Source organism: Haloferax sp. S1W, assembly GCF_044593955.1.
Classification (GTDB): Archaea; Halobacteriota; Halobacteria; order Halobacteriales; family Haloferacaceae; genus Haloferax.
On sequence record NZ_CP172595.1, the window covers coordinates 1,073,378 to 1,098,415 of the forward strand.

The 25,038-nt window shown below is 62.3% G+C and carries 25 protein-coding genes; 13 read left to right on the forward strand and 12 right to left on the reverse strand.

From position 1 onward, the window contains the following. The first annotated feature begins 42 nt into the window (after window positions 1–42). From ACH9L7_RS05610 to ACH9L7_RS05625, 4 genes are all read left to right on the forward strand, one after another. Window positions 43–1,611 (forward strand): ABC transporter ATP-binding protein, encoded by a 1,569-nt coding sequence (locus ACH9L7_RS05610; protein WP_396612750.1) that lies wholly within the window; start codon window positions 43–45, stop codon window positions 1,609–1,611. Further along, a complete protein-coding gene (locus ACH9L7_RS05615) occupies window positions 1,608–2,873 on the forward strand; it encodes an ABC transporter permease (protein WP_396612751.1) in 1,266 nt (421 codons plus the stop codon). The genes ACH9L7_RS05610 and ACH9L7_RS05615 overlap by 4 nt, the downstream gene beginning before the upstream one ends. Continuing rightward, window positions 2,870–3,973 (forward strand): ABC transporter permease, encoded by a 1,104-nt coding sequence (locus tag ACH9L7_RS05620; protein ID WP_396612752.1) that lies wholly within the window; start codon window positions 2,870–2,872, stop codon window positions 3,971–3,973. The genes ACH9L7_RS05615 and ACH9L7_RS05620 overlap by 4 nt, the downstream gene beginning before the upstream one ends. Before the next feature lie 108 nt (window positions 3,974–4,081). Further along, window positions 4,082–5,452, forward strand: a complete 1,371-nt coding sequence (locus ACH9L7_RS05625; protein ID WP_396612753.1) for a geranylgeranyl reductase family protein — start codon at window positions 4,082–4,084, stop codon at window positions 5,450–5,452. Here the strand turns inward: ACH9L7_RS05625 and ACH9L7_RS05630 are convergent. Both ACH9L7_RS05630 and ACH9L7_RS05635 read right to left on the reverse strand, forming a co-directional pair. Beyond that, on the reverse strand, window positions 5,427–6,485 hold the full coding sequence (locus ACH9L7_RS05630; protein ID WP_396612754.1) for a sensor histidine kinase: 1,059 nt from the start codon (window positions 6,483–6,485) through the stop codon (window positions 5,427–5,429). The genes ACH9L7_RS05625 and ACH9L7_RS05630 overlap by 26 nt on opposite strands. Window positions 6,486–6,638: 153 nt before the next feature. Further along, window positions 6,639–7,922, reverse strand: coding sequence for an amidohydrolase (locus ACH9L7_RS05635; protein WP_396612755.1), 1,284 nt, complete (start codon window positions 7,920–7,922; stop codon window positions 6,639–6,641). A 150-nt stretch (window positions 7,923–8,072) separates the two neighbouring features. Here ACH9L7_RS05635 and ACH9L7_RS05640 point away from each other — a divergent pair, with 150 nt between their 5' ends. After that, entirely contained in the window at window positions 8,073–9,623 is a 1,551-nt protein-coding gene (locus ACH9L7_RS05640; protein WP_396612756.1) for a Na+/H+ antiporter NhaC family protein, read from the forward strand. Next, window positions 9,620–9,880, forward strand: a complete 261-nt coding sequence (locus ACH9L7_RS05645) for a hypothetical protein (protein WP_396612757.1) — start codon at window positions 9,620–9,622, stop codon at window positions 9,878–9,880. The genes ACH9L7_RS05640 and ACH9L7_RS05645 overlap by 4 nt, the downstream gene beginning before the upstream one ends. A 178-nt stretch (window positions 9,881–10,058) precedes the next feature. On the opposite strand, the gene ACH9L7_RS05650 is transcribed toward ACH9L7_RS05645, so the two are convergent. Beyond that, entirely contained in the window at window positions 10,059–10,391 is a 333-nt protein-coding gene (locus ACH9L7_RS05650) for an uS10/mL48 family ribosomal protein (RefSeq protein ID WP_396612758.1), read from the reverse strand. Between the two features lie 127 nt (window positions 10,392–10,518). Further along, complete coding sequence (locus ACH9L7_RS05655; protein ID WP_396612759.1) at window positions 10,519–10,656, reverse strand: hypothetical protein; 138 nt, start codon at window positions 10,654–10,656, stop codon at window positions 10,519–10,521. Window positions 10,657–10,709: 53 nt separating this feature from the next. Between ACH9L7_RS05655 and ACH9L7_RS05660 the strand changes: the two genes are divergently transcribed. The 3 genes from ACH9L7_RS05660 to ACH9L7_RS05670 all read left to right on the forward strand — a co-directional run bounded on the left by ACH9L7_RS05660 (window position 10,710) and on the right by ACH9L7_RS05670 (window position 13,749). Then, entirely contained in the window at window positions 10,710–12,050 is a 1,341-nt protein-coding gene (locus ACH9L7_RS05660; protein ID WP_396612760.1) for an RNA-guided endonuclease InsQ/TnpB family protein, read from the forward strand. Between the two features lie 123 nt (window positions 12,051–12,173). Continuing rightward, window positions 12,174–12,629: a bis(5'-nucleosyl)-tetraphosphatase gene (locus ACH9L7_RS05665; protein ID WP_396612761.1), complete on the forward strand. Its 456-nt coding sequence runs from the start codon at window positions 12,174–12,176 to the stop codon at window positions 12,627–12,629. A gap of 145 nt (window positions 12,630–12,774) precedes the next feature. Then, window positions 12,775–13,749, forward strand: a complete 975-nt coding sequence (locus ACH9L7_RS05670; protein WP_396612762.1) for a DUF5787 family protein — start codon at window positions 12,775–12,777, stop codon at window positions 13,747–13,749. Here the strand turns inward: ACH9L7_RS05670 and ACH9L7_RS05675 are convergent. Further along, complete coding sequence (locus tag ACH9L7_RS05675) at window positions 13,746–14,246, reverse strand: DUF5797 family protein (protein ID WP_396612763.1); 501 nt, start codon at window positions 14,244–14,246, stop codon at window positions 13,746–13,748. The two genes, ACH9L7_RS05670 and ACH9L7_RS05675, sit on opposite strands and share 4 nt — an antisense overlap. Window positions 14,247–14,347: 101 nt before the next feature. Here ACH9L7_RS05675 and ACH9L7_RS05680 point away from each other — a divergent pair, with 101 nt between their 5' ends. Continuing rightward, window positions 14,348–15,121 carry an enoyl-CoA hydratase/isomerase family protein gene (locus ACH9L7_RS05680; protein WP_396612764.1) on the forward strand — a complete coding sequence of 258 codons (774 nt, stop codon included), beginning with the start codon at window positions 14,348–14,350 and terminating at the stop codon, window positions 15,119–15,121. Between the two features lie 16 nt (window positions 15,122–15,137). Here ACH9L7_RS05680 and ACH9L7_RS05685 read toward each other — a convergent pair whose 3' ends face one another. Next, entirely contained in the window at window positions 15,138–16,478 is a 1,341-nt protein-coding gene (locus ACH9L7_RS05685; RefSeq protein WP_396612765.1) for a methyl-accepting chemotaxis protein, read from the reverse strand. A 263-nt stretch (window positions 16,479–16,741) separates the two neighbouring features. Between ACH9L7_RS05685 and ACH9L7_RS05690 the strand changes: the two genes are divergently transcribed. The 3 genes from ACH9L7_RS05690 (at window position 16,742) to ACH9L7_RS05700 (ending at window position 18,055) form a co-directional block, all read left to right on the forward strand. Beyond that, the gene (locus ACH9L7_RS05690) at window positions 16,742–16,999 is read left to right on the forward strand and encodes a hypothetical protein (protein WP_396612766.1); all 258 of its coding nucleotides are present in this window, start codon (window positions 16,742–16,744) and stop codon (window positions 16,997–16,999) included. Between the two features lie 120 nt (window positions 17,000–17,119). Continuing rightward, on the forward strand, window positions 17,120–17,440 hold the full coding sequence (locus ACH9L7_RS05695) for a transcription factor S (RefSeq protein ID WP_396612767.1): 321 nt from the start codon (window positions 17,120–17,122) through the stop codon (window positions 17,438–17,440). A gap of 39 nt (window positions 17,441–17,479) precedes the next feature. Next, window positions 17,480–18,055 (forward strand): DUF6517 family protein, encoded by a 576-nt coding sequence (locus ACH9L7_RS05700; protein WP_396612768.1) that lies wholly within the window; start codon window positions 17,480–17,482, stop codon window positions 18,053–18,055. Window positions 18,056–18,064: 9 nt separating this feature from the next. Here the strand turns inward: ACH9L7_RS05700 and ACH9L7_RS05705 are convergent, their stop codons facing one another. From ACH9L7_RS05705 to ACH9L7_RS05730, 6 genes are all read right to left on the reverse strand, one after another. Continuing rightward, window positions 18,065–18,790 carry a methyltransferase domain-containing protein gene (locus tag ACH9L7_RS05705; protein WP_396612769.1) on the reverse strand — a complete coding sequence of 242 codons (726 nt, stop codon included), beginning with the start codon at window positions 18,788–18,790 and terminating at the stop codon, window positions 18,065–18,067. Further along, window positions 18,787–19,158 (reverse strand): nascent polypeptide-associated complex protein, encoded by a 372-nt coding sequence (locus tag ACH9L7_RS05710; protein WP_396612770.1) that lies wholly within the window; start codon window positions 19,156–19,158, stop codon window positions 18,787–18,789. The genes ACH9L7_RS05705 and ACH9L7_RS05710 overlap by 4 nt, the downstream gene beginning before the upstream one ends. 111 nt (window positions 19,159–19,269) lie before the next feature. Next, entirely contained in the window at window positions 19,270–21,369 is a 2,100-nt protein-coding gene (locus ACH9L7_RS05715) for a DUF4350 domain-containing protein (RefSeq protein ID WP_396612771.1), read from the reverse strand. A 274-nt stretch (window positions 21,370–21,643) separates the two neighbouring features. Continuing rightward, entirely contained in the window at window positions 21,644–22,312 is a 669-nt protein-coding gene (locus ACH9L7_RS05720; RefSeq protein WP_396612772.1) for an O-methyltransferase, read from the reverse strand. Window positions 22,313–22,493: 181 nt separating this feature from the next. Continuing rightward, window positions 22,494–23,324: an energy-coupling factor transporter transmembrane component T family protein gene (locus tag ACH9L7_RS05725; RefSeq protein ID WP_396612773.1), complete on the reverse strand. Its 831-nt coding sequence runs from the start codon at window positions 23,322–23,324 to the stop codon at window positions 22,494–22,496. Then, the gene (locus ACH9L7_RS05730) at window positions 23,321–25,030 is read right to left on the reverse strand and encodes an ABC transporter ATP-binding protein (RefSeq protein ID WP_396612774.1); all 1,710 of its coding nucleotides are present in this window, start codon (window positions 25,028–25,030) and stop codon (window positions 23,321–23,323) included. Before ACH9L7_RS05730 ends, ACH9L7_RS05725 begins: the two co-directional genes overlap by 4 nt. Window positions 25,031–25,038 lie beyond the last annotated feature (8 nt).

Below are 25,038 nucleotides of genomic sequence, written 5' to 3' on the forward strand. Positions count from 1 at the left end.
ATCCCACGAGTTTAAGCAAACCCCCCCGAAAAAGTGTGCAAGATGAGCACCGCTGTTCATCTCGACGAAATCACCAAACGGTTCCCCGGCGTCGTGGCCAACGACGACGTGGACCTGACCGTCGAGCGCGGCACGGTGCACGCACTTCTGGGTGAAAACGGGGCCGGAAAGACGACGCTGATGAACATCCTCTACGGGCTCTACGAACCCACAGAGGGGACCGTCTACATAGACGGGGAACCGCGGGATTTCAACTCCCCCGCGGACGCCATCGAGGCGGGTGTCGGGATGATTCACCAGCACTTCATGCTGGTCGACCCCATGACTGTCGCCGAGAACATCGTCCTCGGCAACGAACCGCGGAAATGGTTCGGGACGACGGTCGACCGGGAGCGCGCGCGCCAAGAGGTCATCGACCTCTCGCAACGATACGGATTCGACGTGAACCCCGACGACACCATCGAAGACGTGAGTGTCGGCGTTCAACAGCGCGTCGAGATTCTGAAAGCACTCTACCGTGGGGCGGAGATTCTGATTCTGGACGAACCGACCGCCGTCCTGACGCCGCAGGAAGTCGAAGAGCTGTTCGAAGTCTTCGAGGAACTGACGGCGCAGGGCAAGACCATCATCTTCATCAGCCACAAACTCGGCGAGGCGATGCACGCCGCCGACGATATCACCGTCCTCCGCAACGGGAAGAACGTGGGCACGGTGAAGGCCGACGAGACCTCGAACGAGGAACTCGCCGAACTGATGGTCGGCCGCGAAGTCCTCCTCGAACCCAAGAGCGACCCGAAAGAACCGGGCGACGAGATTCTCTCGGTCGAGGAACTCCACGTGGACGACAACCGAGGTATCGAGGCGGTATCGAACGTGTCGTTCGACATCCGCGAAGGAGAGGTGTTCGGCATCGCGGGCGTCGACGGCAACGGCCAGTCGCAACTCGTCGAAGCCATCACCGGCCTCCGCGACCCCTCGTCCGGTCGCATCACCTACAAGAGTCGTGACATCACGCACGCGTCCCGTCGCTCCCGCATCGACGACGGGATGGCGTACATCCCCGAAGACCGCCACGAACGCGGTCTCGTGATGGACTTCGACCTCGTCCAAAACGGCATTCTCGGGAGTCAGCACAACCGGAAGTTCACGTCCGGAGGGGCCATCGACTGGTCTTCCGCACGCGACCACTCAGAACGAATTATCTCCGAGTACGACGTGCGGCCGCCGCTCGCGGACGCCGACGCCGAGTCGTTCTCGGGCGGCAACCAGCAGAAGTTCATCGTCGGGCGCGAGTTCGAACGCGACCCAGACTTCGTCGTCGCCACCCACCCGACCCGCGGTGTGGACATCGGGGCAATGGAGTTCATCCACGAACGACTGCTCGACCTGCGAGAACAGGGCAAGGCGGTTCTTCTCATCTCTTCGAAACTCGACGAGGTGCAGGGACTCTCGGACCGCCTCGGCGTCATGCACGACGGCGAACTCATGGATATCGTCGACCCACGCAACACGACGGAAGAGGAAATCGGTCTCCTGATGGCCGGGGAACGCCCCGAGTCGTCGGAGACCGAGATAGATACCGCAAACGCATCGGTTGGTGACGTGCGATGAGTGCCGGAAACGGTGCCAAATCGGTGCTGCGCCGCCTCGTAAACGCCTCGACCGCCGAGCGTATTCTCATCAGTTTCGCGGCGCTCTTCATGGCTGTCGTCGTCGGCGCGGTCATCGTTCTCGTCTCCGGCCGCGTCGCCACGTGCCAGACGGCGGCGACGACGCTCTTCGGACTCGGCTTCTGTTATGACCCCGTCGAAGTATACCTCGTGCTTTTCAACGGGGCACTCGGCGGGCCGTTCCTCTTGGACGACCCCGCCCTGTTCAACCCGAACTGGAACCCGCTGAACTTCGGGTTCGGGCTCACCCTCAAGGAGACGACGCTCCTCATCTTCACCGGTCTCTCGGTGGCCGTTGCCTTCCGTGCGGGCCTGTTCAACATCGGGACGCAGGGACAGCTCATCCTCGGTGCGCTCGCGACGGCGCTGTTCGCGCTCTTCGTCGCGCCGTTCCTCCCAGCGGGCATCCTCGGCGGTCTCATCTTGATTCCGCTTGCGATTCTCGTCGGCGCATTCGTCGGCGGACTCTACGGCGCGATTCCGGGCGCACTGAAGGCCTACGCGGACGCGAACGAGGTCATCACGACCATCATGCTGAACTTCATCGCCGCGCAGGTGGCGTTCGTCCTCGTCAGCGAGTTCTTCCGTAACCCCGACTCGCAGGTCGTCGAGACAGCGCCAATCCCGGATTGGGGGACACTCCTTCCGGTCGCGTTCCCCAACGGCGGTGACTTCTCGCTGCTCGCGCTCGCGTTCGGACTGGCGCTCGTCGTCGCCGTCTGGTACCTACTCGAACAGACGTCTATCGGCTACGACCTGCGAACGAGCGGCGAGCAACCCGAAGCGGCCGAGTACGGTGGCGTGGACGCCAAGCGAACCACGGTCACGAGTATGTTCCTCTCCGGTGCCCTCGGTGGCGTCGGCGGTGCCATCTGGGTGCTCATGGTGATGGGCAAGTGGCAAGCGGGCGTTCCGTCGCTCGGTTTCGACGGCATCACCGTCACCATCCTCGCGGGCAACAACCCGTTCGGAATCATCCCGGCGGCGCTTTTGTTCGGGACGCTCAAGTCCGGGTCGCTCGCCGTCCAGTTCGGAACGGGCGTGCCGAAGCAACTCGTTGGGGTCCTCCGCGGTCTCATCATCCTGTTCGTCGCCATGCCGGAGTTCTTCCGCATGATTGGCTCGACCATCAATCTCGAAGCCGACGACGACGTGGTTGCGACCGACGGCGGACGCAGCCTCTTTGGAGGTGACGACGAATGAGCACGACTACTATCGACCAACTCCGCGACGGCGAACTGTCCTATCGAGTGCTCTTGGCTGCCGGTGCCATCGCGGTGTTCTCGTTCATCGCGCTCCTCGGCCTCGCGTTCCCGGCGAGTATCTGGTCGGACCTTTTGGGCATCCTCATCAGTCGCAGTACGCTCTCGTCGGCGCTGCGACTCGCGGTGCCCATCACGTTCGCCGCGCTCGGCGGTATCTTCGCCGAGAAGTCCGGCGTCATCAACATCGGGCTGGAGGGACTGCTCATTATCTCGGCCTTCACGGCGGTTATCACGACGGCCGTCATCGGCCCGGACGTGACAATCCTCGGCCTGCCAGCCATCTGGGTCGGCTTCTTTGCGGGTGTGCTCGCATCGCTCGTGTTCTCCCTCATCTTCGCCGTGGTCTGCATCCGGTTCAAGGCGGACCAGATTATCGCCGGACTCGCCGTCTGGCTCATCGCCCTCGGTCTCGCACCGTTCGCGGCGACGGTCTACTACGGCGGGGTCAACACCGACAACGTGGGGACGACCCTCGGGACGTGGACGGTTCCCGTCCTCTCGGACATCCCGTTCTTCGGGGCGTTCTTCGACGCCGGTCCGGCAGTGTACATGATGCTCGTCGCAGTCCCGGCGTCGTGGTTCGTGCTGAACCGCACGGCGTTCGGCCGCCACATCCGCGCGTCCGGTGAGAACCCGAAGGCGCTCGACACAGTCGGTGTCGACGTGAGTCGCGTCCGATACGCTGGCGTCCTCCTCTCTGGGCTTCTCTCCGGTATCGGTGGTGCCGCGCTGTCGCTCGGCCTCGGTCAGTTCATCGGGAACAACCAGACGATGGTCAACGGCAAGGGCTTCATCGCTATCGTGGCGTACCTCTTCGGGAACTACAACCCGCTCGGCGCGTTCGGCGCGTCGTTCCTCTTTGCCGGACTTGAGGCGGTTCAGATTCGACTCCAGCAGGTTCCGGGGTACGCGATTCCCGACTCGCTCATCCAGACAATCCCCTACGTGACGGTCATCGTCGTCCTCGCGCTCGTCGGCCGCACCCGCATCCCGAAGGCCGCTGGCGAACACTACGACTCGGGCGAAGACAACCGGTAGCGTTCGGGCTTCTCACCAGCTTTTTCGGCCGCGAACGGCGTTTCGTCTTCAGCCAGAGGACAGATTTGGGAGTAAAGAGTTTTCTGCCCACGATATGGAGGTGATACCATGTCCACACACGAGTATGCAGTGGTGGTCGTCGGCGCGGGAACCTCTGGTTGCTACGCCGCTGCGACCATCGCCAACGCGGGCTACGACGTGGCTATCGTCGAGCGAAAGTCCGCCGAGGAAGCAGGACACATCGCCTGCGGTGACGCTCTGAAAGGCGCAAACGCCTTCCCCGACGCGATTCCGAAGTCGCAAATCGAACCCGCGTTCACGAACACGGAGGTCGACCACGGCCGCTTCGAGATTCCGCAAGAAGACACGGTTCTCGACATCCCGGTCCCCGGCGAACTCGCCGTCATCGACCGCTGGGAGTACGGCCGTCGAATCATCGAGGGCGCGGACGAGGCGGGCGTCGAGATTCACTACGACACCGTCGTCCAGGACGTAACGCAGGACGACGACGGAACCGTCACTGGCATCCACGCGAAGCACGACGGCGAAGTCGTCGAGTTCGACGCCGACATCGTCATCGACGGCGCGGGGTCGCTGTCGCTGTTGCAGGACACGGTGGACTTCTCGGATGCGACGTTCGACACGAACGTCTCGTACCAGCACTTCTCGTCGGCCTACCGAGAGGTCGTTGAGGTTCCCGAACCCGTCGAGTGGTCCGACGCGCTGGTGTTCAAACCGGCCGAAGTCGCCGCCGGATACGTCTGGTACTTCCCGCGGACCGAGACCGTCATCAACGCCGGTCTCGGCTTCCAGATGTCCGAAGAGCCGATGAAACTCGTCGACGACCTCAAGAAGGACCTGCGCGACCGCGCCGAGTTCGAGGGCGCGGAAGTCATCGACAAACTCGGCGCGGCGCTTCCGACCCGCCGCCCGTACGACTCGGCGACCGCACCGGGCTACATGGCTGTCGGTGACGCCGCGGCGCACGTCAACCCGACGACTGGCGGTGGTATCGCCGGTGCTGCCTACGCCGGTGCCTACGCTGGCGAGCAGGCCACCATCGCGCTCGAAGAAGGCGACGTGTCCGAAGAGATGCTCTGGCGCTACAACCAGCGCGTCATGGACCACTTCGGCGGTCGCTACGCCAGCCTCGACGTGTACAACATCCTCTCGACCGCCGTGGACGTAGACGACCTGATGGGCCTCATCGCTTCGATACCCGGCGAGAAACTCGCCGAGGCCCTCTACTCCGGGACGACTTCGTTCGGTCCGGTTCTTCTCGCACAGACCGCCGCGTCCAGTTACGGCCACTGGGGCCAGATTTACAACTTCTTCAAGGTGAAACGACTCGCCGACGAACTCATGGCCCACTACGACCGCTACCCGAGTCGGCCGAGCGCGCTCGCGGGATGGCAGGACGAACGCGACCGTATCATGGACGACATCTACGAAGTCACCGGCGCGGACCCGAAGTACTGACTTCGGCCGCAAGCGCCACGTCACGGAACTCGAACCGCGCCCCGCCGCTTTCTGCAGCAGTCGCCTCGACGGTCCAGCCATGGGCTTCCGCGACGCCCGAGACGATTGCGAGACCGAGACCTGTCCCGTCGGGGTTGTTGGTGTAGCCGGATTCGAAAATTCGGTCGCGTTCTTCAGGAGGGATGCCCGGACCGTCGTCTTCGACGAAGAAGCCGTCTTCGAGCGGTCCCACGCGGACCTGTACGTCCGGCCCGCCGTGGTCCAGCGCGTTCCGAAAGAGGTTCTCGAAGACGGCGGTGAGTCGCCCCGGGTCGGCCCGGAGGTTCATATCCGCCTCGACGGTGAGCGCGGCGGCATCGAGATTCGTGTTGGCCACGGCATCGGCGGCGACAGTCGCGAGTCCGACGTCTTCGGTGTCGCCGACTGCGTCGCCGCTTCGGGCCAGTTGCAGTACGTCTTCGATGAGCGACTCCATCCGGTCGTGAGCGTCCGCGACGGTGTCGAGGTGTTCGATGCCGTGGCCGTCGCGGGCGAGTTCGAGTCGCATCTGCGCGACGTTCAGCGGGTTGCGCAGGTCGTGGCTCACCACCGACGCGAACTGGTCGAGGCGCTCGTTTCGGCGTTCGAGGTCTTCCTCGTAGGCGCGTTTTCGACCGACCCAGCGGTACCCGCCGATGACCACCGCAACCGCGCCGACGAACAGCGCGCCGTCTTCGAAGACGACCGCGAAGGTGTCGGGGTGAGAAACCACCTCGTCGAGGGCGTCGGTCACGGCGTACAGACCGATGAGGACGGTTCCGACGTAGAGCGGCCGCCAGACGGCCTGCACATCTCTGATGGTCGAAAGCACGAACGAGCAGATAAGCGGGAGCGGAACCAGTAGAATCTCGATAGCGAATCGGAGCCACGAGGTGTCCGAGGCGGCGGGAAAGAGGACGACCTGTAGACTGGCCGCCCCGACGACGATGGCCACTGCAGCGGCGGCCGGACGGACGTCCGCGTTTTCGAGCACATCACCTCGGCGGGGCCCCATCGCTGGCGGCTATGCACGGGGGGGACAAATAACCGCTGGCGGTCCGTTCGCCGTGGTAGTGACGGATTCTCAGTCAGATTTCTAACCGGTTACCCCCACAGTGTACCCTGCAATCGGTCTCACAGTGTACCCTGAAATCGGCCGCAGCGTCGCCTACGGGTTCGTCGCTGCGATTTGTTCGACGCTTCCGGAGAGCACGTCGACAGCGATGCGAATCGTCTCTTCGTCCACGTCGAACGTCCGGGTGTGGTGGCCGCCCGGATGGTCGGTCCCGACGCCGACGTAGGCCGCGAGACCGCCGTTGTCCTGCACGTACTGCATGAGGTACGTGGCGTCTTCGCTGCCGCCGAGGTCGTCGCTGTCGAGGATGGAATCGACGCCGTCGACACCCTCACTCACCGCCCGGACGACGCTCGTGAGTTTCTCGTCGCTTTGCGCGCTGGGTGCTTTCCCCTCGACGCCGATTTCGACCTCGCAGTCGTACATCGCGGCGGCCGAGTGGATGACCGTGTGCGCCCGGTCTTCCATGTACTCCATGAGTTCGGTCGTCTCCCCGCGAACCTCGCCTTCGATGAACGACTCTTCGGCGACGATGTTCGTCGCGGTGCCGCCGCCCATCAGGCCGACGTTGACGCGAGTCGCGCCGTCGGAGTGCCGAGAGATACCGTAGAGGTTCTGGATGGCCGCGGCCGCGGCGAGGTTGGCGTTCTTTCCTTCCTCCGGTTTTGCGCCCGCGTGGGCCGGTGCGCCCGTGAAGTCGGCGCGGAAATGCGAGACGGCGAGGAAGCCGTCGACACCGCAGACGACTTCGCCCGTCGGGTGGTCCAGCCCAACGTGGACCGCGAGGAGGGCGTCTACGTCGTCGAGGTGGCCGCTGTTGGCGACTGCCTTTCCACCGGCGACGCGCTCTTCACTCGGTTGGAAGAACACCTTGAGCGTGCCTTCGAAGTCAGAGTCGATGACCGCGTCGAGGACGCCGAGACCGATTGTCGCGTGCGCGTCGTGCCCGCAGGCGTGCATGAAGCCCTCGTTCTCCGAGCGGAAGCCCTCGGCGGCCGGGAGGTGTGACTCCTCGTCGGATTCGGTGATGGGGAGCGCGTCGATATCGACGCGGAGTCCGACGGTCGGTCCCTCACCGCGTTCGAAGACGGCCAGTGCACCGGTGTAACCGCCCACGAGGCGCTGAAGAATATCTTCGCGTGCACCTGCCTCGCGCGCCCGTTCGAACCACGCGTCGAGTTCGTTGTCGTCGGGAAGGGCCATGCGCTCGCCGTCACCGAGGATTTCCGGCCCGACGTAGAGGGCGTCGAGTTCGCGGGTCTCAAGTGCATCCACGATTCGTGCGGTAGTGTAGAACTCCCTCCACGCTGGCTCTGGATGTCGGTGAAGGTCACGCCGGAACGCGATGAGGTCGTCCATCGTCGCTTGGTGGCTCATACCCCGACACTCGCCGCGGATGAAAATAAACACTCCCGACCCTCGGTGAAAAATACGGGATTCCCAATCCTGTTGAAAAATTCAACATATGGAGGTATTCTTAGAGGAAATTCGTGCCTATTATATATCATAGTGAATGTCTAACAATCGATGCCAGAAGAATCGGACATCGAGCTCAGTTTCCGCGGTGGGAGACTCATCAGTGCGTTCCCCATCGCGTTCTTCATCGGCTGGGCGATTTTCCAGAGTGGTGTGCTCGGAATCGGCGATACGACCGGACTCGTCGCGGGAATGCTCATCGGGCTCATCGCCGGACTGCTTTTCGTCCGGGGAGATTGGAAGGATTACGCGGACGTAGTCTTCGTCGGTATGACCCGCCGGGTCGCCGCGACGGCCGTCGTCGCGTGGCTGTGGGCAGGCATGTTCGCAGAGACGATTCAAGTCGGCGGTTTCGTCGACGGTCTCGTCTGGGCGGCGACGACCCTGAACGTCGGCCCCGGGTTGTTCCCGGCGGTGACGTTCCTGCTCGCGGCGCTGCTCGCGACGGGTATCGGCACCGGCTACGGTACCGCAATCGCCTTCACGAGTCTCGTGTTCCCTGCGGGACTCCTCCTCGGTGCGAATCCGGTCCTGTTGTTCGGTGCCATCCTTTCGGGCGCCGTCTTCGGTGACAACCTCGCACCCGTGAGTGACACCACTATCGTTTCCGCTGTGACGCAGGACGCCGACATCGGTGGCGTCGTCGCGTCGCGCGTGAAGTACGCCGTCGTCGCGGCGGTGCTCGCAATCGCGGCCTACCTCGTCGCCGGATTCGGTATCCCCGGCGTAATAAGCGGGATGCCGCACGCGAACGTGACCGGGCAGGTCGACGCAACGGTGTCGCCGTGGGGTCTCGTCCACCTCCTCGACATCGCAATCGTCATCGTTCTCGCAGTCCGTGGCCGCCACATTATCGAAGCCATCTCGTGGGGACTCATCGCCGCAGCGGTGTTCAACGTCGTACTCGGCGCGATGAACGTCGTCGATGTCTCCGTCGCGAGCATGGTGCTGTTCCAGGCCCCGCAGAACGGCCTGACGACGACTGTGGAGACGCTCCCGCTTCTCGGTGCTATCGTCGAAACCGTTCCGGCCGGACAGGCTGCCGTCGGCGGCAGCATCTACTCCGGTGCCGCGGGCTTCTTCCCGCTTATCGTCCTGACGCTGCTTCTCGTCGCCGGTGCTGAAATCATGCGCGCCGGTGGCGGCTTCGACGCGATTCAGGAACTGCTCATCGACCGCGTCGCAACCACCGTCCGCAGTGCCGAGACCACGATGGTCCTCGGGACGGCGGTCGTCAACGCGACGGTTACGATCAACACGGCGGCCGAAATCGCTATCGCGCCGTACATCGCCACGCTCGGCAAGCGCTTCAACATCAACGGCTACCGCCGCGCCAACATCCTCGACGCCAACACGTCGGCTCTCGGGTACATCTTCCCGTGGGGTGGCGGCCTACTCGCAGGCTTCGGTGCCATGCAGGGGCTCGTCAACGGCAGCGGAACGCCGTGGTTCACGCAGGCGATGCTCGTGAACCCCGCGTCCGTCTGGCCGTACGTGTTCCACGGCTGGTTCCTCGTCGCCGTGTTCCTCATGGCTGCGTGGACCGGCTACGGCCGCGAATACGTCTCCGACCGCGTCTCTGAGGAGGTGAGCCGCGTATGAGCCGACTCGACAAGCTCCTCGCAGGCTGGACCTTCCGGACCGCGACGCCGACGTTCGAACCCGGCGAGGTCATCACGGCCTTCGTCAGCGACAACGACGGCAACGACATCATCGTTCGCATCGGCGACTCGATACTCCGAATCGAAGGCGACACCGAGGCGCAAGCGGAGACGAAGGTGAGCCTGAAGGTCACTTCGTTCGACGCGCAGAACTACGTCGGGACCGCCGAAATCGTCGAAATCCTCAGCGAAGCCTAACCGACGCACGCGGTTTTTCTTTGGCCTCACGTCCGACAGCGGCGTCGCTGCGGTGGTGTTTTCGAGTCGTTACTGTGACGGTGCTATCGAGTCGTCACAGCGGACGACGAGTGCTATCCTGTCGCAAGAAGAGTGAGAGAAACGACCTGCGTCGATATTTCGCGTTCGAGTGCACCGGTCAGTTCCGGCGGTGGCCGAGCGGTTTCTTCTGTTCGAGTTCGATTTCGATGTGGACGCTGTCGGGGTAGTCTTTCTCGCTTACCTGCCGGGCGATTTGGTCTGCGCCGTGAATCTCCAGTCGTCGCGTGTAGACCGTGTAGTTCCACGCGGAGAACTGGTCGCCGGGTTGGAGGGTGCGATACTGCGGGACCCTCGTGCGCTCCGGTTGGTCGGCGTGCGGACCGCGACACTCTGCGCCTTTCTTTTCGATCAACGATTTGAGGTCGCCCACGACTCTGTCGAGGACGGCCTTATCACCACTTTGGAAGGTGAGTTTTGTGACGAAGGTCATAGCTGGGTACTACCAACTTCTTGGACGCCCCGACGGTAAAAACGCATCTACCTGAATCAAGGAGAGAGTCCCGCCCTTTAGGGCGGGCGTGAATCCGACACTCTACGACACAACCGACGTTCGACGCTTATTCTGGGGTATCCTCTCTGACTTTCTTTTCGCCTTCGAGGAGCAACCCTTTCCACGTCAATCCATGGTGCTTCTTCAGTTCCTTCAACCGCTCGTACTGTTCTTCGTCATCGAACTCGATGCGAACTTCGACCATACAGTAACACACAAACCCCACAATTATGTGTGTTCGGATACAACCAGTAGTCGATGAAGCGAGCCAACACGTTCGAGGTGGTTCCACAGTCCGGTGAGGACGAGGAGTTGCTTCGGCGGCTGTTGGACGCTTCTGCCGCTCTCTGGAACGAAATCAACTACGAGCGCCGCGAACACTACGCCGACCCAGACGCAGACGTGTGGGACATCAGCGAGTATCGCGGTCGCTATGGTGGTGTTCTCGGTGCTTCCACGGTTCAGCAAATTGAACGCAAGAACCGCGAAGCGTGGAAGTCGTTCTTTAGTCTCAAGAAGAAGGGAGACGCCAACGGAAAACCCGGATTCTGGGGTAACAGCGAGGACGGTCGAAAACTCCGCACGTACATCCGAAACACGTCGTACTCCGTTGAGTGGGGTGAATACTCCCGCCTCGAAATTCTCGTCGGCAAAGACCTGAAAGCCGAGTACGGTCTTGGATACCGCGAACGCCTCCGCCTCGAAGTTCGAGGCGACCCCAACTGGAAGGAGTACGAGAAACAGGGTCGGTTAGAGTTGTTTTACGACGAGCAAGCACAAACGTTCAGGGCCTTTCAGCCAGTCACAATCAGCGAAGACCATTCTCGACTGGCACAACCACTGGCTTCGGAAGAAGCCGCGCTGGATATTGGTGCGAACAACCTCGTCGCCTGCACAACCACGACAGGCCAGCAATACCTGTACGAAGGACGGGGCCTGTTCGAGCGATTCCGCGAGACGACGCGAGAAATCGCCCGGCTCCAATCGCTCTTGGAGGACGGTCGGTACAGTAGTCACCGAATCCGACGACTGTACGACCGACGCACGAAACGACGCGACCACGCCCAAGACGCGCTCGCCCGTGACCTCATCGAACGCCTGTACGATGAGGGTGTTTCGACGGTATACGTCGGAGCGTTGACCGACGTACTTGACACGCACTGGTCGGTGGAGACGAACGCGAAGACGCACAATTTCTGGGCGTTCAGGGCGTTCGTGAATCGACTGGCGTGTACCGCCGAGGAATACGGAATCTCGGTTGAGGTTCGGTCTGAGGCGTGGACGAGTCAGGAGTGCCCCAACTGTGGTTCGACAGAGGATACGACGCGCCACCGCGACACGTTGACGTGTCCGTGTGGGTTTGAAGGACACGCAGACCTCACGGCTTCAGAGACGTTCCTTCGGCGTCACCAGAACTCTCCGAGTTCTGGCTGGCGAACGAGACGCAAAGCGTCTCGTCAACGGCAGACGACAGTATCACGGTCGATGGCACGGCCTGTATGCCTCAAGTGGGACAACCACGAGTGGTTGGAGTCATCACGCTCTCTCCGTCCCAACGAGGAGCATACGAACCCGCAAGTTGCCTCCGTGGGCCGGTAAGCGATACCCCCAACGCGAGGAAACCCCGGCGTTCACGCCGGGGAGGATGTCATACGAACGTTTCTTTGGCAGCGGGGTAATTCTCCGATACCCTCTTAAACGGTGGCACGGTTAATTCGGGTAATGGCAGTCGAAGCGGTCAGCGCTGGCGCCATCCTCTTCCGCGACACCCGCGGCCGGAGGGAGTATTTACTCCTGAAGAGCCGTCCCGGGGACTGGGAATTCCCCAAAGGCGGGGTCGAAGGGGACGAGGAGCTCCAGCAAACGGCAATCAGGGAGGTCAAAGAAGAGGCTGGAATAGACGATTTCCGCCTCATCGATGGCTTCCGCAAAGACTACGATTACGTCTTCGAAGCGAACGGTAAGACAATCCACAAGACGGTGCACCTGTTCATCGCACATTCGTTCGAGGCTTCCGCGGAACTCTCGACCGAACACCGCGACCTGCAGTGGCGCGACTACAAACAGGCCATCAACACCATCACGCAGGACGGCCCGCGCGATATCCTCGAGCAAGCACACGGCTTTCTCGACCAAATCGCGGCGAAGAACGAAGGCGACCACAAGTACCTGAAGTAGCGCCGCCGAACGCGGCGTCTGCGCAGGTTGTCCCATGACGAGCGGTAGCTTCGTCACTGAACGACCGACGCCGGTACCGTGACCGAATAGTCAGCGACAGCCTCGTGACCGAAATATCTTCACGAACGCACGGAGACGGTTCACTGTGACTGACACCGCCGACCGCGACCCGGAGTTCGCCTTCGAACTTCGGGTCTGTCGCTGGGCCGAGCGCGCGTGGCACCCCGACGGCCCGCGTCCGGCCTTCGTCGCGCGGCAACTCGGGACGCGAGACAGGCGGTGGGACACCGTCGTCGTCGAAGTCGACCCCGAGGCGTTCGCCGCGCGTCGCGCCCTCTCGACTGACGGCTTCGACTCCGACCTCCTGCGCGTCGTGCGCCACGCGCCCGCCGACTGGCAGTGGTACCGCGACGCGATTCCGGACCCGGACTTTCCGTGGCGACACGTCGTGCCCGCGGTCCACCGCGCGGCGGGACGAGGGCTGGTCGAGAAACGCCGCGGGAGTCGCAACCGCGTCGAATATCGGCGGACGATTCCGTATCCCGACTGGGTACGCCGCATCGTCGCCATCGAGAACAAACCCGACCTCGACGCGAGCGCCGCCCGCGCGCTCGCCGGGCAACTCGAACACGACATCGAACGCGGACTCGCTGACGAGGTGTGGGTCGCAACCGAAGCGACCGGGGACAGGGTCGAACCGGCGCTCCTCGAAGACCTCCCCGTGGAAGTCGGCATCCTCTCGCTTGGCGACGACGGGGAGATGGAGGTGTTGTGGCATCCGAGTACGCTGACGCCCGCCCCCGAAGATGCACGCCGCCGTCTCGTCCTCGCAGAGCGCGCCTACGACCGTGGATGGCGGAGCTACGTCGAGACCATGCGCCCCGACTGCCGACACTTCGAACTCGCGCGACGGGGAATGGCGCTCGTCCCACGATGCGCCGCGAAAGACTGCTTCCAGAGCCAACGCGAGTGTGCCCACTCGTGTTCGGCGTTCGAACCGGAACCGCCGGCGTGGCGGATGAAGGGCTGGCCCATCGAAGGCGGGCCGGGAAAGGGACTGCGAGAACTGCTCGATGCACGTCGTGAGCGAGAACGCGAGCGCGTCGTCGAATCCGATTAGACGATTTCGACGTCCACGTCGTCGCGGTCGACTGCGAGACGAAACGTGGGGACGGTTCGGTAGATAACCTCGACGACGCCCTTTCGTCGGAGGCTCTGAAGCGACCGCCGAACGTCGTCAACGTCCGGGTCGATGTCGAACTCGTCGCGAACCTTGTTGAGGACGCTGACGACGCTCTCGGAGCGCTCGTCGGGACCCGCGACCACCTCGAAAACGCGGGCTTCGAGCGTCGGGACGCGGATGACGCTCGGGACGGACTCCTCGTCGCCGTCGCTTTCGACACCGGGGTCGACGCCGACGAGTTCCGCCGCCTCGGCGGTGGCGCGGATGAGGCTGTTGTCGTCGCGGTAGTAGTAGTCCTTCAGTTCGGATTCGAGGTACTGGTGGACCTCGCTGCCGCTTTCGAGGTCCCATCGTTCTTGAAGCTCCTTGTTCTTCGTCGGCTGCAGGCGAACGATGTCGGCGAGGCGTTCTGTGGCCTCATCGGAGAGCGTCATGTTCGCACGATTCGACGGACGGGATATAACCTTGTTCGGGATTGGTCTCGGTTCTCCGATGAACGTTAATTATTATCCCGTCGCCCTTCGTCGCTTCCCGTATGAGCTGGGATACGCTTCGACTCGAGTGGGACGGTGACGTCGCGACCATCGTCATCGACCGCCCCGACAATATGAACGCCCTCAACACCGACACGCTCGACGCGCTCGAAGAAGCGCTCGACGAGGCTGAAGCGGAGGGTGCGCGCGTAGTCGTGCTCACCGGCGCGGGTGAGAAGTCGTTCATCGCCGGTGCCGACATCAGCTACATGAAGAACATCGACACACCGGCCGCACAGGAGTACGCCGAACAGGGCCACCGCATCGCCTCGCGTCTCGAAAGGTTCCCTGCACCGACTGTCGCCGCCATCAACGGCTACGCCTTCGGTGGCGGGATGGAGTTCGCGCTCGCCTGCGACCTGCGCGTGGCCTCCGAACGGGCCGTCCTCGGACAGACGGAAATCGACCTCGGCATCATGCCCGGATGGGGTGGGAGCGTCCGCCTGCCGAAACTCGTCGGCGACGAAGTCGCGCGCCGACTCATCTACTTCGGCGAGCGAATCGATGCGAGTGACGCACACGAGTACGGTCTCGTCGGCGAAGTCGTCGCGCACGACCAACTCGACTCGCACGTCTCCGAACTCGCCGAGGAACTCGCGTCGAAGCCCCGCCACGCCCTGCAGGGCGCGAAGGCCGCTATCAACATGTCTCACGAGGCACCCCGCGACGCCGCCCTCGACTACGAAGCGCGCGTCTGGAGCGGGCTCTTCGGAACGCACGACCAGCGCGAAGGCATGGACGCCTTCGTCGAAAAGCGCGACCCCGACTTCGAGTGACGAACTGACGGGGCGTTCAGTCGGCGTTCAGTCCCGCCATCCTCGCTTCGAGTTGCCGAACCGATTCGGAGATGTCGGCGACGACTTCGATTTGCGTGTCGTTCGCTGAAACTGCTTTCGCGGTCTCTGCTTGGACCTCGGTGGCCTTTTGTGCCGCGTTGTCGACCATGCTGGCGACCTCTTCGGTTCGTACTGCCTGGTCGTCAGTCGCGTTGGCGATGTCGTCCATGCCCGTCGCTGCCTCGCGGATGGTCGCTGCAATCTCGTCTTGGTTCTCGATGAGCGTATCGATGCGCTCGGCGCTATCGCGTACGTCCTCGGTGAGTGACTCGATTCCCTCGACGGTCTCGGTGGCGTCCTCGCGGGTTTCGCTGATGATTTCCTCGATTCGTTCGGATTCGGCTTGGACCTCGTTGGCGAGCGATTTTACCTCGTCCGCGACGACGGCGAATCCGGCACCAGCGTCACCTGCGCGGGCGGCCTCGATGTTGGCGTTGAGCGCGAGGATGTTCGTCTGGTCGGCGATGTCGTTGATGACCTCGATGATGTCGTCTATCTCTTCGATGTGTTCTGCGAGTTCGTGGGTGCGGTCGGCGACGTGTTCGCCCCCTTCGGCCACGCGGTCCATCGCCTCGGCTGCAATCTCACCGTCTTCCCGCGATTCTTCTGCGAGGTGCTGTGCCTCGGTGCTCTGCCGGTTAATCTCGTCGGCGCTGGCAGCGATTTCTTCGACTGTCGCCGACAGCGAGCCGACTTCGCCTGAGACTTCTTCCATCGCGTCTGCCTGCTGTGCTGCAATCTCCCGCGCCGCAGTGACACTGTCGGATACGTCGTCAGCCGAGGTCATTGCGTCCTGAATGGAACCGGAAACCTCCTCAGAGAGTTGCTCTTGGGCCGCAGACATCTGCTGGTTCTTCTCGACGATGTCGGTCGTGATGGGCGTCAGTTCGAACGCGCCGACGACGTCGCCGTTGGGTGCGTGGAGTGGGAACCCCATCGACCGGTTCCAGAGCGTCCCGTCGTCGGTCGGAACCTCGCGGAACTCCGCCTCGCGGATAACCTGGTCGGTCCGAGCGATTTTCTCCGCGAGAATCTCGTCTTTGCCCTTGGTTCCGAACGCGTCGATGCCTTTCTTCCCGAGGTCGCTCTCGTCGAGACCGTACTTCTCGAACGTGAGGTCGTTGATGTGGGTGAGCCGACCTTCGTCGTCGACGACGAAGGTCGGTTCCGGGAGGTCTTCGACGACCTGTTCGAACAGTCCTTTCCAGAAGTCCCGTTCCGCTTCGAGTCGTTCCGTCTCGGTCAGTGAGTCACTGGGTTCCCAATCCAGTCCAGCCCGTTTCGCCTGTCCTTTCATACCTACCGAACCTGATGAAAATATGGGTTATAAACCCTTCACGCCGCCTATCAAGAGCGATATCGACTTTCGCTCGCGGTGAGTGTTGTGCCCTTACATAAAACAAACCTGATATGTGCGGCGTCATTGATTCTTCCGAACCGGGCCCGCGTGCGTTTCTGCCCCCTGTCTGCGTACCCGAGCACATGAGAACGCAGCTAATAAACACTCCACACCGTCTCTCACGAGGAATGACTAAGTAGCCACAAGTATAATGAATAATAATGAAAGATACAGTCAAGATGAGTCGTCTCCGACCCGTCCTCCAGAACATCTCGTACCCGGTCGAGCGTCACGCCGCCGCGAACGCCTTCGACGGGGTGACCATCTTGATGGCAGACGGCGACGCCGACCTCGGGAGCCTTATCCGCGACTGCGTCACCGACGAGTTCCGCGACCCGATGGACCTCTATTACGAGTTGAACAACGCGATGCCGATAAAGGCGCTCGGCGAACCGGGCCAGTCGGACGGCGACGCCTGAACCGCCCGCAGTTACGCATTTCACGCCCAACTATCACAGCACCGCTCTCCGACCACCACACCCCTTCTTCAGCGACGTAACCCCGCTGCTTAAGTGCCTCAAGCGGCAGGACGTACTACCATGGAGTTCTGCGATGAATGCGGGTCCCTGATGACGCCTCAGGACGGCGTCTGGGTCTGTCCGAACGGACACGAGAAAGCGCGCGACAGCGAAAAGGAAAAGACGATGGTCACGACCGAGGGCCAAGAGTCGAGCGAAGTCGTCGACATGTCGGACGTTGATAACGCCGAAATCGGCCCGACGACCACGGCTATCTGTCCGAAGTGTGAACACGATGTCGCTCGCTACGAGATGAAGCAGATTCGCTCGGCCGACGAGTCCGAGACGCGCTTTTTCACTTGCGTCGAGTGCGACCACAAGTGGCGCGAAGACGACCACTGAGCGGCCCGACCTTTTACTGACGCCCTCCGTACCGGGTGTATGCCCGGCGCACCATCTCCGCCGAACGTTCCACCGCTTGACGGATGGGTCTGCGTCGACGACACGACAGACCGCCTCTTCGAATTCGGACTCGTTAGCGTCGTTGCTCGAACCGTCGTCTACGAAGACCGCACGATTCGAGAACGGGTTCCGGCCGCCGCCGACGGTCCGTGGCGCTTCTTCTTCGCCAGCAGACTCACGATTCGGCCGCACACGCCACCGTCGAGCGCGCTCACGCGACTTGTCGACCACCGCGCTACCTCTGGGTTCGAATCGCGCCTTCGAAACCGCGGTTTTTCCGACCTCTCGCACGCCGAGACACGGTCGCTGGCAGTCGCCGTGGGCGAAGCGACGGTCCACCGATACGACGCGACGGTATCGCTCGCGGGGGTTCGACTCGCGGCGGTCGCGTCGCTTGCTATCGCGCCGGTCGACGGGGAGTTTCTCTTGATTGGCGGGGCGTATCCGCGCGAAATTCTCGGTGGGGACGGTGAGACGGCCGCGGTGCTCCGGACGGCTCTCGACCCGACGCGATTCAGAGAAGAATTGTTCGACGTGATTCGCACCACCGACTGAGGGTGTCGGCTATTCGTTGCGGGCGAAGACGAGGTAGCCCGTGTGGCCGACGCCAGCGGTCGAGGGCCGCGACCCGCGCTCGCCGAAGTCCATGTGTCGCTGAATCGTCTCGAACGTCTCGACGTCCGAGAGGCCGGCCTCTCTGGCGGCTTCGACGGTCGCCCGCGTCCCTTCGACGAACGGGGAGTAGACGGCGACGTAGCCGCCGGTCAAAAGCAGGTCCGGTGCTTCGCGAACGACTTCCGGCGCGTTCTCCGTGTCGAGGGTGAGCACGTGGAACTGCTCGTCGCGCAAATTGTCGAGTTCGTCCGTGATGTCGCCGGTTCGAACGTCGACGTGGTCTTCGACGCCCGCGAGACGCATGTTCTCGCGTGCGACATCGGCGAAGTCAGCGTTCCGCTCGAAGGTGGTCACATCTACGTCGAGGCGACCGAGGTACGCCGAGAGGACGCCCGTGCCAGTTCCTGCGTCGAGGACGCGCTCACCCGCTGCGATGCCGGTGTGACCGACGATGAGGCCGATATCGCGCGGCATCATCGGTGCGCCCGTGCGCTCGAAGTGGTTGAACAGGTCGGGGCCGCGTGGCTCGCGGACGAGGAACTCTTCGCCGATGTGCGACTCCAGTGTCTGACCGGGTTCGACATCCTCGGGAACCGTCAGCATCCCGAGGTCGGTGTGGAGTTCCTCACCGGGTGCACGGAGGTACTCCCGGTCGCCGTGGACGAGGAGTATCACTCCAGTCGTGCGATGGCCGCGGCGAGGTCGCCGCCTTCGGCCTCCAGCGCTTCGCGGGCCTCGTCCTTCGAGGCACCGGCACGCTGTGCGACGATTTCGATGTCGTCTTCCGGGATACCGGCGTCCGCGTCGCTCTCGTCGCCTTCCTCGTCGCCAGCGCCGAGTTCGCGCGTCTCGGGTTCACCGACAATCTGGTAGGTTTCCTGGCCCTGCGCGTCCATGCGCGTGACCTGAGCGTCGGTGAAGACGAGCTCTTCGTCAGCCGTCTTGATGACGACTTCCTCGGCGTCGAGCTCGGTCACGTCGATACCCATCTGCTTCATCATCTGCTTCATCTTTCGCGGGTTCATCCCGCCGCCTCCAAACATACCCGAAGGGTCGGGGTGGGCGCTCAAAAGCGTGGCGAACGTCGCCCCGTCACGACTGTCTCGTGAACGTCCCTCGCTGGGTCCCGCTGGGGTGCGAGAGCTATCGAGTCCTTAGCTGTACGGACTCCACAGCGAGAAGTCGGTTGTATTGAAGTTGGACGTGTACAGGAGCGCCGAGTCGCTGTTGACGTTGTGGTCGCTGTCGAAGACCTGGTCACCGTTGAGTCGAAGGTCCGTCCCGAGTGCCCCGGCCACGTCGTTGAGGTTCGCGCGCGTGTCAGGCATGATGTTCCCGTAGCCGCTGCCCATCAGGATGACCGCGCCGCCGTTTTCGATGAACGTCTGGAGTGCGTCCACTTCGCTTGTGGTGTAGCAGGACCGCGGGGAGGTGATGATGACGGCGCGAGCGGTCGACAGTGCATTGTTGCCGCTGCCGTCCAGCGAGTTGACCTGCTCGAACGCGATGTCCTGTCCTTCGAGGTAGCGCTGGTAGGCGACGGCGTCCTCGTTCGACAGTGAGTGGCGCTCGTTGAACTGGCCGTGGCCGCCCTCGACGAGAATCTGGCCGGACGTATCAGAAAGTGAGTCGATGAGGTTCGTCAGGAACACTTCGTGTTCGTACCCCGTCACGTCCGCTCGATACGACTCGTCCACGGGAAGCCCACCGACGAGGGCGATTCGATTGTCGGCATCCACACCGACGAGTGGAATCTCGCAACTGTATTGGATGCCATCGCGGAGGTCCTGCGTTGCCGTGCTCTCGGCGAACACGGGAACGCGCGACGGCGAAATCGCACCGGCAGACGTGCGAACGCTCGCAGCGTTGGGGACGAACACTTCTTCGACGGCACGGTCGCGGACTTCGGCGGTGTTCGCGGGGTCGCTCGCCTGCCAGACGCGAGTTCCGTTCGCCTGCGCGTCGTCTTCGGCGTTCCAGAAGTCGTCGTGCTTGGTCAGGCTCGAACCGTAGACTCGGGCGTAGCCCTTCTCGACCATATCTCGGTTGAACAGCGTATCGATGCTCCCGTCTCCGTCCTTGTCGTAGTAGATGTACGCGAGGTGGCGACCGAACGGGTCTTGGATGTCTTCTCTGGGGTCGAACTCGATTTCGACCGACGCGCCGCCGAGTTCCTGTTTGGCGTAGTCCTTCGCGTTCCCGCCCCAATCTGTGAGGTAGGTATCGTCCTCGATACCTTCCCACTCTTCGACCTTCTCGTACGAGGCGTTCCGTTTCGTCTCCGGCGTGTCAATGCCGAGCAAGCGGAGTTCGGCAGTGGTTCCGTCGGCGAGCGTGACATCGACCGTGTCGCCGTCGGTGACGCTATCGACGGTGGCTTCGTATCGAACGCCTGCGTCGAGTCCGATACCGCTCCGGTCGTCGAACAGGGCGAAGGAATTGGCGTTGAACTGGGTGGTCGTGATGTCGAAGTCGTCGCCGTTGACGTTGTTGGTGTCGTCGGTGAGTTCGTCGTCGTTGAAGCGGTACGCGAGGTCGAGTTCCGTCGCAATGTCGTTGAGGTTCGCCGTCTCGTCGTAGTCACTGTAGTCCGACTGGTCGTGGAGGAACAGCGCCCCGCCGTTGGCGACGAAGTCGGCGAGGTCACGCAACTCGCTCGAACTGAACGAATCGCTGGGCGAGGTGATGACGGCAGCGTCCGCGTTCGAGAGGTCGTCGGTCAGCGTCGTCGTCGGTGAGACAGTGTACCCGTTGTTCTCGGCGTAGGCTTCGAACTGCGAACACGAATCGAGCGTGAAGTACTGTCCGTGGCCCTCGTCCCAGAGGACGGTACCGGACCCGCCGAGTTCGGCGTCCCACGCGTTGAGGACGAACTCTTCGTTTCCATAATCGAAGTTGATGTCGCCGTCTTGTAGGAGAATCGCGCCGAACCCATACACGCTGCCGTCGATGGAAACCACCGGGATGGGAGACACCTCGTCGTAGAGATAGGCGTCACCGTTGCCGTCCGCGTCCGCGTTCGTCGCGGTCGGTTCTGCCCAGACAGCCACGACCGACGGGTCGGTCAGCGCCTCGTGATTTGGATTGACCTGAGTCGATGCCGAGTAGAATTCGACTTTCGGAACCGCGTCCGTCGCTCCGCAGTCGGACCCCGCCGCCGCCGAAGCGGTCGTCGTGCCGAGTTCGAGTGCCGAGCCACTGGCGACCGCCGCAGTCGCGACCGATTGCAGAAATGTTCTCCGATTGAAACGCATGGTGAATATTAAAACCAGCTGCCTTATTTTAGTCATTTATAATATTCTATCTAACATCTATACATGGAAATATATGACATATTTTGAACAGACATAGTGAGTAAACAAATTGTCTCATAGGCTCCAAAATGGTCGGGTGAGCAGTCAGCGATAGTTGGTAGCGACGGGTGCGCAGTCAGCGATAGTTGGTAGCGACGGGTGCGCAGTCAGCGATAGTTGGTAGCGACGGGTGCGCAGTCGGTGATGACAGGCAGCGACTGGCCCACGGACAGGCCTACTCTACTCGGGAACTGACTGCGAGTCCGTTACCGACCGGGAGGACGATAGTCTCGAAGCGAGGGTCGGCCCGAACCGCATCGAGGTACGCCGCGATACCGCGCGTGTCGGCATTCGTCGCGTCGAGCGCGTTGGGCGTCCCCTCGACCGATTCGACGAGCGTGCCGAAGTCTATCGGGCCGCGCATCATGTTGTCGGCGACGACGACGCCCCCGACGCTGACGCGGTCTTTGACGATGTCGAACGCCTCGGCGTATCGGTGTTTCTGGTGGTCGAACAACACGAGGTCGAACTCACCGTCGACCGTTTCGACGAGTTCGAGGGCGTCGCCTTCGAGGAACGTCGTCTGGTCGGCGAGACCCGCCCGGTCGAAGAAGTCACGAGCCATGTCGAGTTCGTCGGGGTCGTGTTCGGTCAGAAATAACTCCGCGTCGTCCGCCATCCCCTTCGCGAACCACGTCGCCGAGTAGCCGAACCCGGACCCGAACTCGAACAATCGCGTGCCGCCGGAGAGACTGGCGAGGAACTGGAGGACACTCCCCGCCTCGGGGCCGACGATAGGGAACCCGTGATTGGCCGCGTACGTCGCCATCTCGGCTTGCACCTCGTCGTGTTCGGGCGCGAGCGCTGCGAGGAACCGCTCTGTGTGTTCGGTGAGGATATCCATATCTCAAAAGGGCACGCGAGGTGGATAAATCACGGTCATACTCTGTGTCAGTCCAGCGGATGTCTCGCACATCTGGTAACCCACGCGGGGGGAATCACAGCACACCGAACAAATTCGGCACGCCAGTCAGACCCCCAGACGGGTGTCACCAATCAGACTCGCCAAGGCGTGCCAACGTCGTTCATCGTATGCCCGGGAAGAACGTCGTCGCCCGAAGCCAAAACAGGAACACGAGGAATACGACAGAGAGGCCGATGAACGACCAGTCGTGTGCTGACGTGCCGAGCGTCGCGAGACGCAGGCGGCGACTGTCGGGGTTGCCGAGCGACTGCGAAAAACCACGCGTTTCCATCGCTTCGACCGTCACACGACTCCGCTTGGCGACGTCGAAGATCAAGGGGTAGAATGCGCGGACCCCAATCTTCAGCAGGTGAAGCCAATGACGCCAGCGAAGAAGGCCATCCGTCTCGGGACCGCTGCTACGGAGCCGAATCGCGTGGACGATATCCCGGTATTCTTCGAGCAAAACCGGTAACATCCGGTATCCGTACGCGAGTGAGAACGTAAATCTGCGAGGAATCCCGAAGCTCAGTAATGCCTTGCTCAGTCGCGAGGGGCTCATCGTAGTAAAGACAGCGACGCTCGCGAGAGAGATACTCGCCATCTTCAGATTATAGGGGATGAGTGCTGAGACGGCCCCGATTGCGTCTCCACCGGTAAGCCAGACGAAGCCCCCGAAAAACGCGAGGTTTGAGACCATCCCGAACGTGAGCACGGCGAGCAAAACCCGGTTCACGCGTGAGATGATGACTAGCGTCCCCATGAACGCAAGAAGCGTACCAAGGACGAGTGTATCGTAGAACATCCACGGAACCGACACGAACACGACATACCAGCCGAGGAGCACCCGCGGATCAAGCGTGTTGAGAAACGCATCGTCGTCGCTGTGGGCGATACGCATAAGCTCTACGCGAACACGGTCGATCGATAACCAGCGGCTGCTGGTGCTCATGAATCTCCCCCAAGACGCGTGGCGAGTTCTGTGATCGTTGTCGCAGGTGGGTCGATGCCGACCCGCCGACTGACTTCCACGGGTTGTGGCGGCTGAATCGATGTCGACCGCTCAAGTGACGAGTCAGTCAGTACCGTCTCTGGGGGTGCATCAGCGACGACCGACCCGCGGTCGAGGACAATCACGCGGTCCGCCCACGACGCGACGAACTGGAGGTCGTGTGTCGCGACGACGACGGACTCCACGCGGTCGTCGACCCGCCCGAGCATGCGCGTGACTTCTCTTCGGCTCTCCATATCGAGACATCCGGTCGGCTCATCGAGCATGACGAGCGTGGGCTGCATCGCCAATCCGATTGCGAGCGATGCCCGCCGTTGCTGACCGACCGACAGCAGTCGGCCATCTTGGTCGCGGAGGTGACGGAGGTCGAGGTAGTCGAGAACCTCCTCGACGATGTCGAGGTCCTGATGGTCGCGCTGACGGAGATAATAGCTAATATCCGCCTCGATTGAATCCTCGATGAACATCTCTTCTGGCTGCTGGTGGATGTATACGACATCGTCCGCTAGTGTTTCGGGAGACGTTTCGCGCGTGTCCTTGCCGAGGATGTCAACACGCCCGTCGTCCGGGCGGATGAGACCCGTGATGAGTTTCATCAGTGTCGACTTACCGGAGCCGTTGGCTCCGACCAATGCGACGTTCTCCCCGCGGTGAATCGACAGGCAGAGTCCATCGAAAACGGGTGTCGAGCTGCCAGCGTCCATCGTCTGATACCGATAGACCACGTCGTCGAGTTCGAGAATCGGGCTGCCCGTACGGGAGGGACACTCACCGGCAGGTCCTCCGTCCGGCGCTATCGGCTGGCGGGAGTCGAGCGCGTCGACGAATCCGTCGACCGTAATCGGATACTGATGCCGGTCGGTCGCGCCGGTTCGAACGTCGATACGGCTGGCGAGTTCGGTCACTTGTGGCGGGTGGATATCGCGCTCGCGAAGGTCGTCGAGACAGTTCAACGCCTCCGGTGTCGATTTGGACCAACGGACGCGCCCGTCGTCGACGAGGACGACCCGGTCGGCGTGCTCGGCGACGAACTCGGTGTCGTGTTCGATGACGACAACCGTGCGGCCGTCCTCGTTGAGACGTTTGAGACGGTCGTAGACGTCTGCTGCGTGCTGCGGGTCGAGCTGTGCCGCCGGTTCGTCGACGACAAGTACCTCCGGGTCGAGCGCCAGAACGCCAGCGATTGCAGCGAGGTGTTGTTGGCCACCGCTCAACTCCCAGATGAACTGCTCAGCGAGGTGTTCGATATCCAGTAGGTCGAGGGCGTGTTGGGCACGCTCGCGATAGTCGGCGAACCCGTAGTTTAGTGGACCGAACTCAACGTCGCGCCGAACAGTCGGCTGAACCAGCTGGTTCTCGAAATCCTGATAGACGTACCCGATTCGCTCCGAGAGCGTGCCAACATCGACGGCCTCCGTGTCGACCCCACCGACGACGACGCGTCCGTCGCGCTCACCTTCGAAGAAGTGAGGAATCACCCCGTTGAACGTCTTACAGAGGGTCGTCTTTCCGCTTCCATTCCCACCGAGAACGGCGAGAAACTCACCTGCCGCAACCGAGAGGGTCGCACCGTCGAGTACGAACTCGTCGCTACCGGGATAGCGAAACGAGTAGTCCTCAACGCGAATAAGTGGTGTGTCGGTCATCTGTATTT

Coding starts and splice junctions, on each gene's coding strand:
- ACH9L7_RS05610 (WP_396612750.1), top strand. CDS start 43: ATGAGCACCGCTGTTCATCTCGACGAAATCACCAAACGGTTCCCCGGC.
- ACH9L7_RS05615 (WP_396612751.1), top strand. CDS start 1,608: ATGAGTGCCGGAAACGGTGCCAAATCGGTGCTGCGCCGCCTCGTAAAC.
- ACH9L7_RS05620 (WP_396612752.1), top strand. CDS start 2,870: ATGAGCACGACTACTATCGACCAACTCCGCGACGGCGAACTGTCCTAT.
- ACH9L7_RS05625 (WP_396612753.1), top strand. CDS start 4,082: ATGTCCACACACGAGTATGCAGTGGTGGTCGTCGGCGCGGGAACCTCT.
- ACH9L7_RS05630 (WP_396612754.1), bottom strand. CDS start 6,485: ATGGGGCCCCGCCGAGGTGATGTGCTCGAAAACGCGGACGTCCGTCCG.
- ACH9L7_RS05635 (WP_396612755.1), bottom strand. CDS start 7,922: ATGAGCCACCAAGCGACGATGGACGACCTCATCGCGTTCCGGCGTGAC.
- ACH9L7_RS05640 (WP_396612756.1), top strand. CDS start 8,073: ATGCCAGAAGAATCGGACATCGAGCTCAGTTTCCGCGGTGGGAGACTC.
- ACH9L7_RS05645 (WP_396612757.1), top strand. CDS start 9,620: ATGAGCCGACTCGACAAGCTCCTCGCAGGCTGGACCTTCCGGACCGCG.
- ACH9L7_RS05650 (WP_396612758.1), bottom strand. CDS start 10,391: ATGACCTTCGTCACAAAACTCACCTTCCAAAGTGGTGATAAGGCCGTC.
- ACH9L7_RS05655 (WP_396612759.1), bottom strand. CDS start 10,656: ATGGTCGAAGTTCGCATCGAGTTCGATGACGAAGAACAGTACGAGCGG.
- ACH9L7_RS05660 (WP_396612760.1), top strand. CDS start 10,710: ATGAAGCGAGCCAACACGTTCGAGGTGGTTCCACAGTCCGGTGAGGAC.
- ACH9L7_RS05665 (WP_396612761.1), top strand. CDS start 12,174: ATGGCAGTCGAAGCGGTCAGCGCTGGCGCCATCCTCTTCCGCGACACC.
- ACH9L7_RS05675 (WP_396612763.1), bottom strand. CDS start 14,246: ATGACGCTCTCCGATGAGGCCACAGAACGCCTCGCCGACATCGTTCGC.
- ACH9L7_RS05680 (WP_396612764.1), top strand. CDS start 14,348: ATGAGCTGGGATACGCTTCGACTCGAGTGGGACGGTGACGTCGCGACC.
- ACH9L7_RS05685 (WP_396612765.1), bottom strand. CDS start 16,478: ATGAAAGGACAGGCGAAACGGGCTGGACTGGATTGGGAACCCAGTGAC.
- ACH9L7_RS05690 (WP_396612766.1), top strand. CDS start 16,742: ATGAAAGATACAGTCAAGATGAGTCGTCTCCGACCCGTCCTCCAGAAC.
- ACH9L7_RS05695 (WP_396612767.1), top strand. CDS start 17,120: ATGGAGTTCTGCGATGAATGCGGGTCCCTGATGACGCCTCAGGACGGC.
- ACH9L7_RS05700 (WP_396612768.1), top strand. CDS start 17,480: ATGCCCGGCGCACCATCTCCGCCGAACGTTCCACCGCTTGACGGATGG.
- ACH9L7_RS05710 (WP_396612770.1), bottom strand. CDS start 19,158: ATGTTTGGAGGCGGCGGGATGAACCCGCGAAAGATGAAGCAGATGATG.
- ACH9L7_RS05715 (WP_396612771.1), bottom strand. CDS start 21,369: ATGCGTTTCAATCGGAGAACATTTCTGCAATCGGTCGCGACTGCGGCG.
- ACH9L7_RS05720 (WP_396612772.1), bottom strand. CDS start 22,312: ATGGATATCCTCACCGAACACACAGAGCGGTTCCTCGCAGCGCTCGCG.
- ACH9L7_RS05725 (WP_396612773.1), bottom strand. CDS start 23,324: ATGAGCACCAGCAGCCGCTGGTTATCGATCGACCGTGTTCGCGTAGAG.
- ACH9L7_RS05730 (WP_396612774.1), bottom strand. CDS start 25,030: ATGACCGACACACCACTTATTCGCGTTGAGGACTACTCGTTTCGCTAT.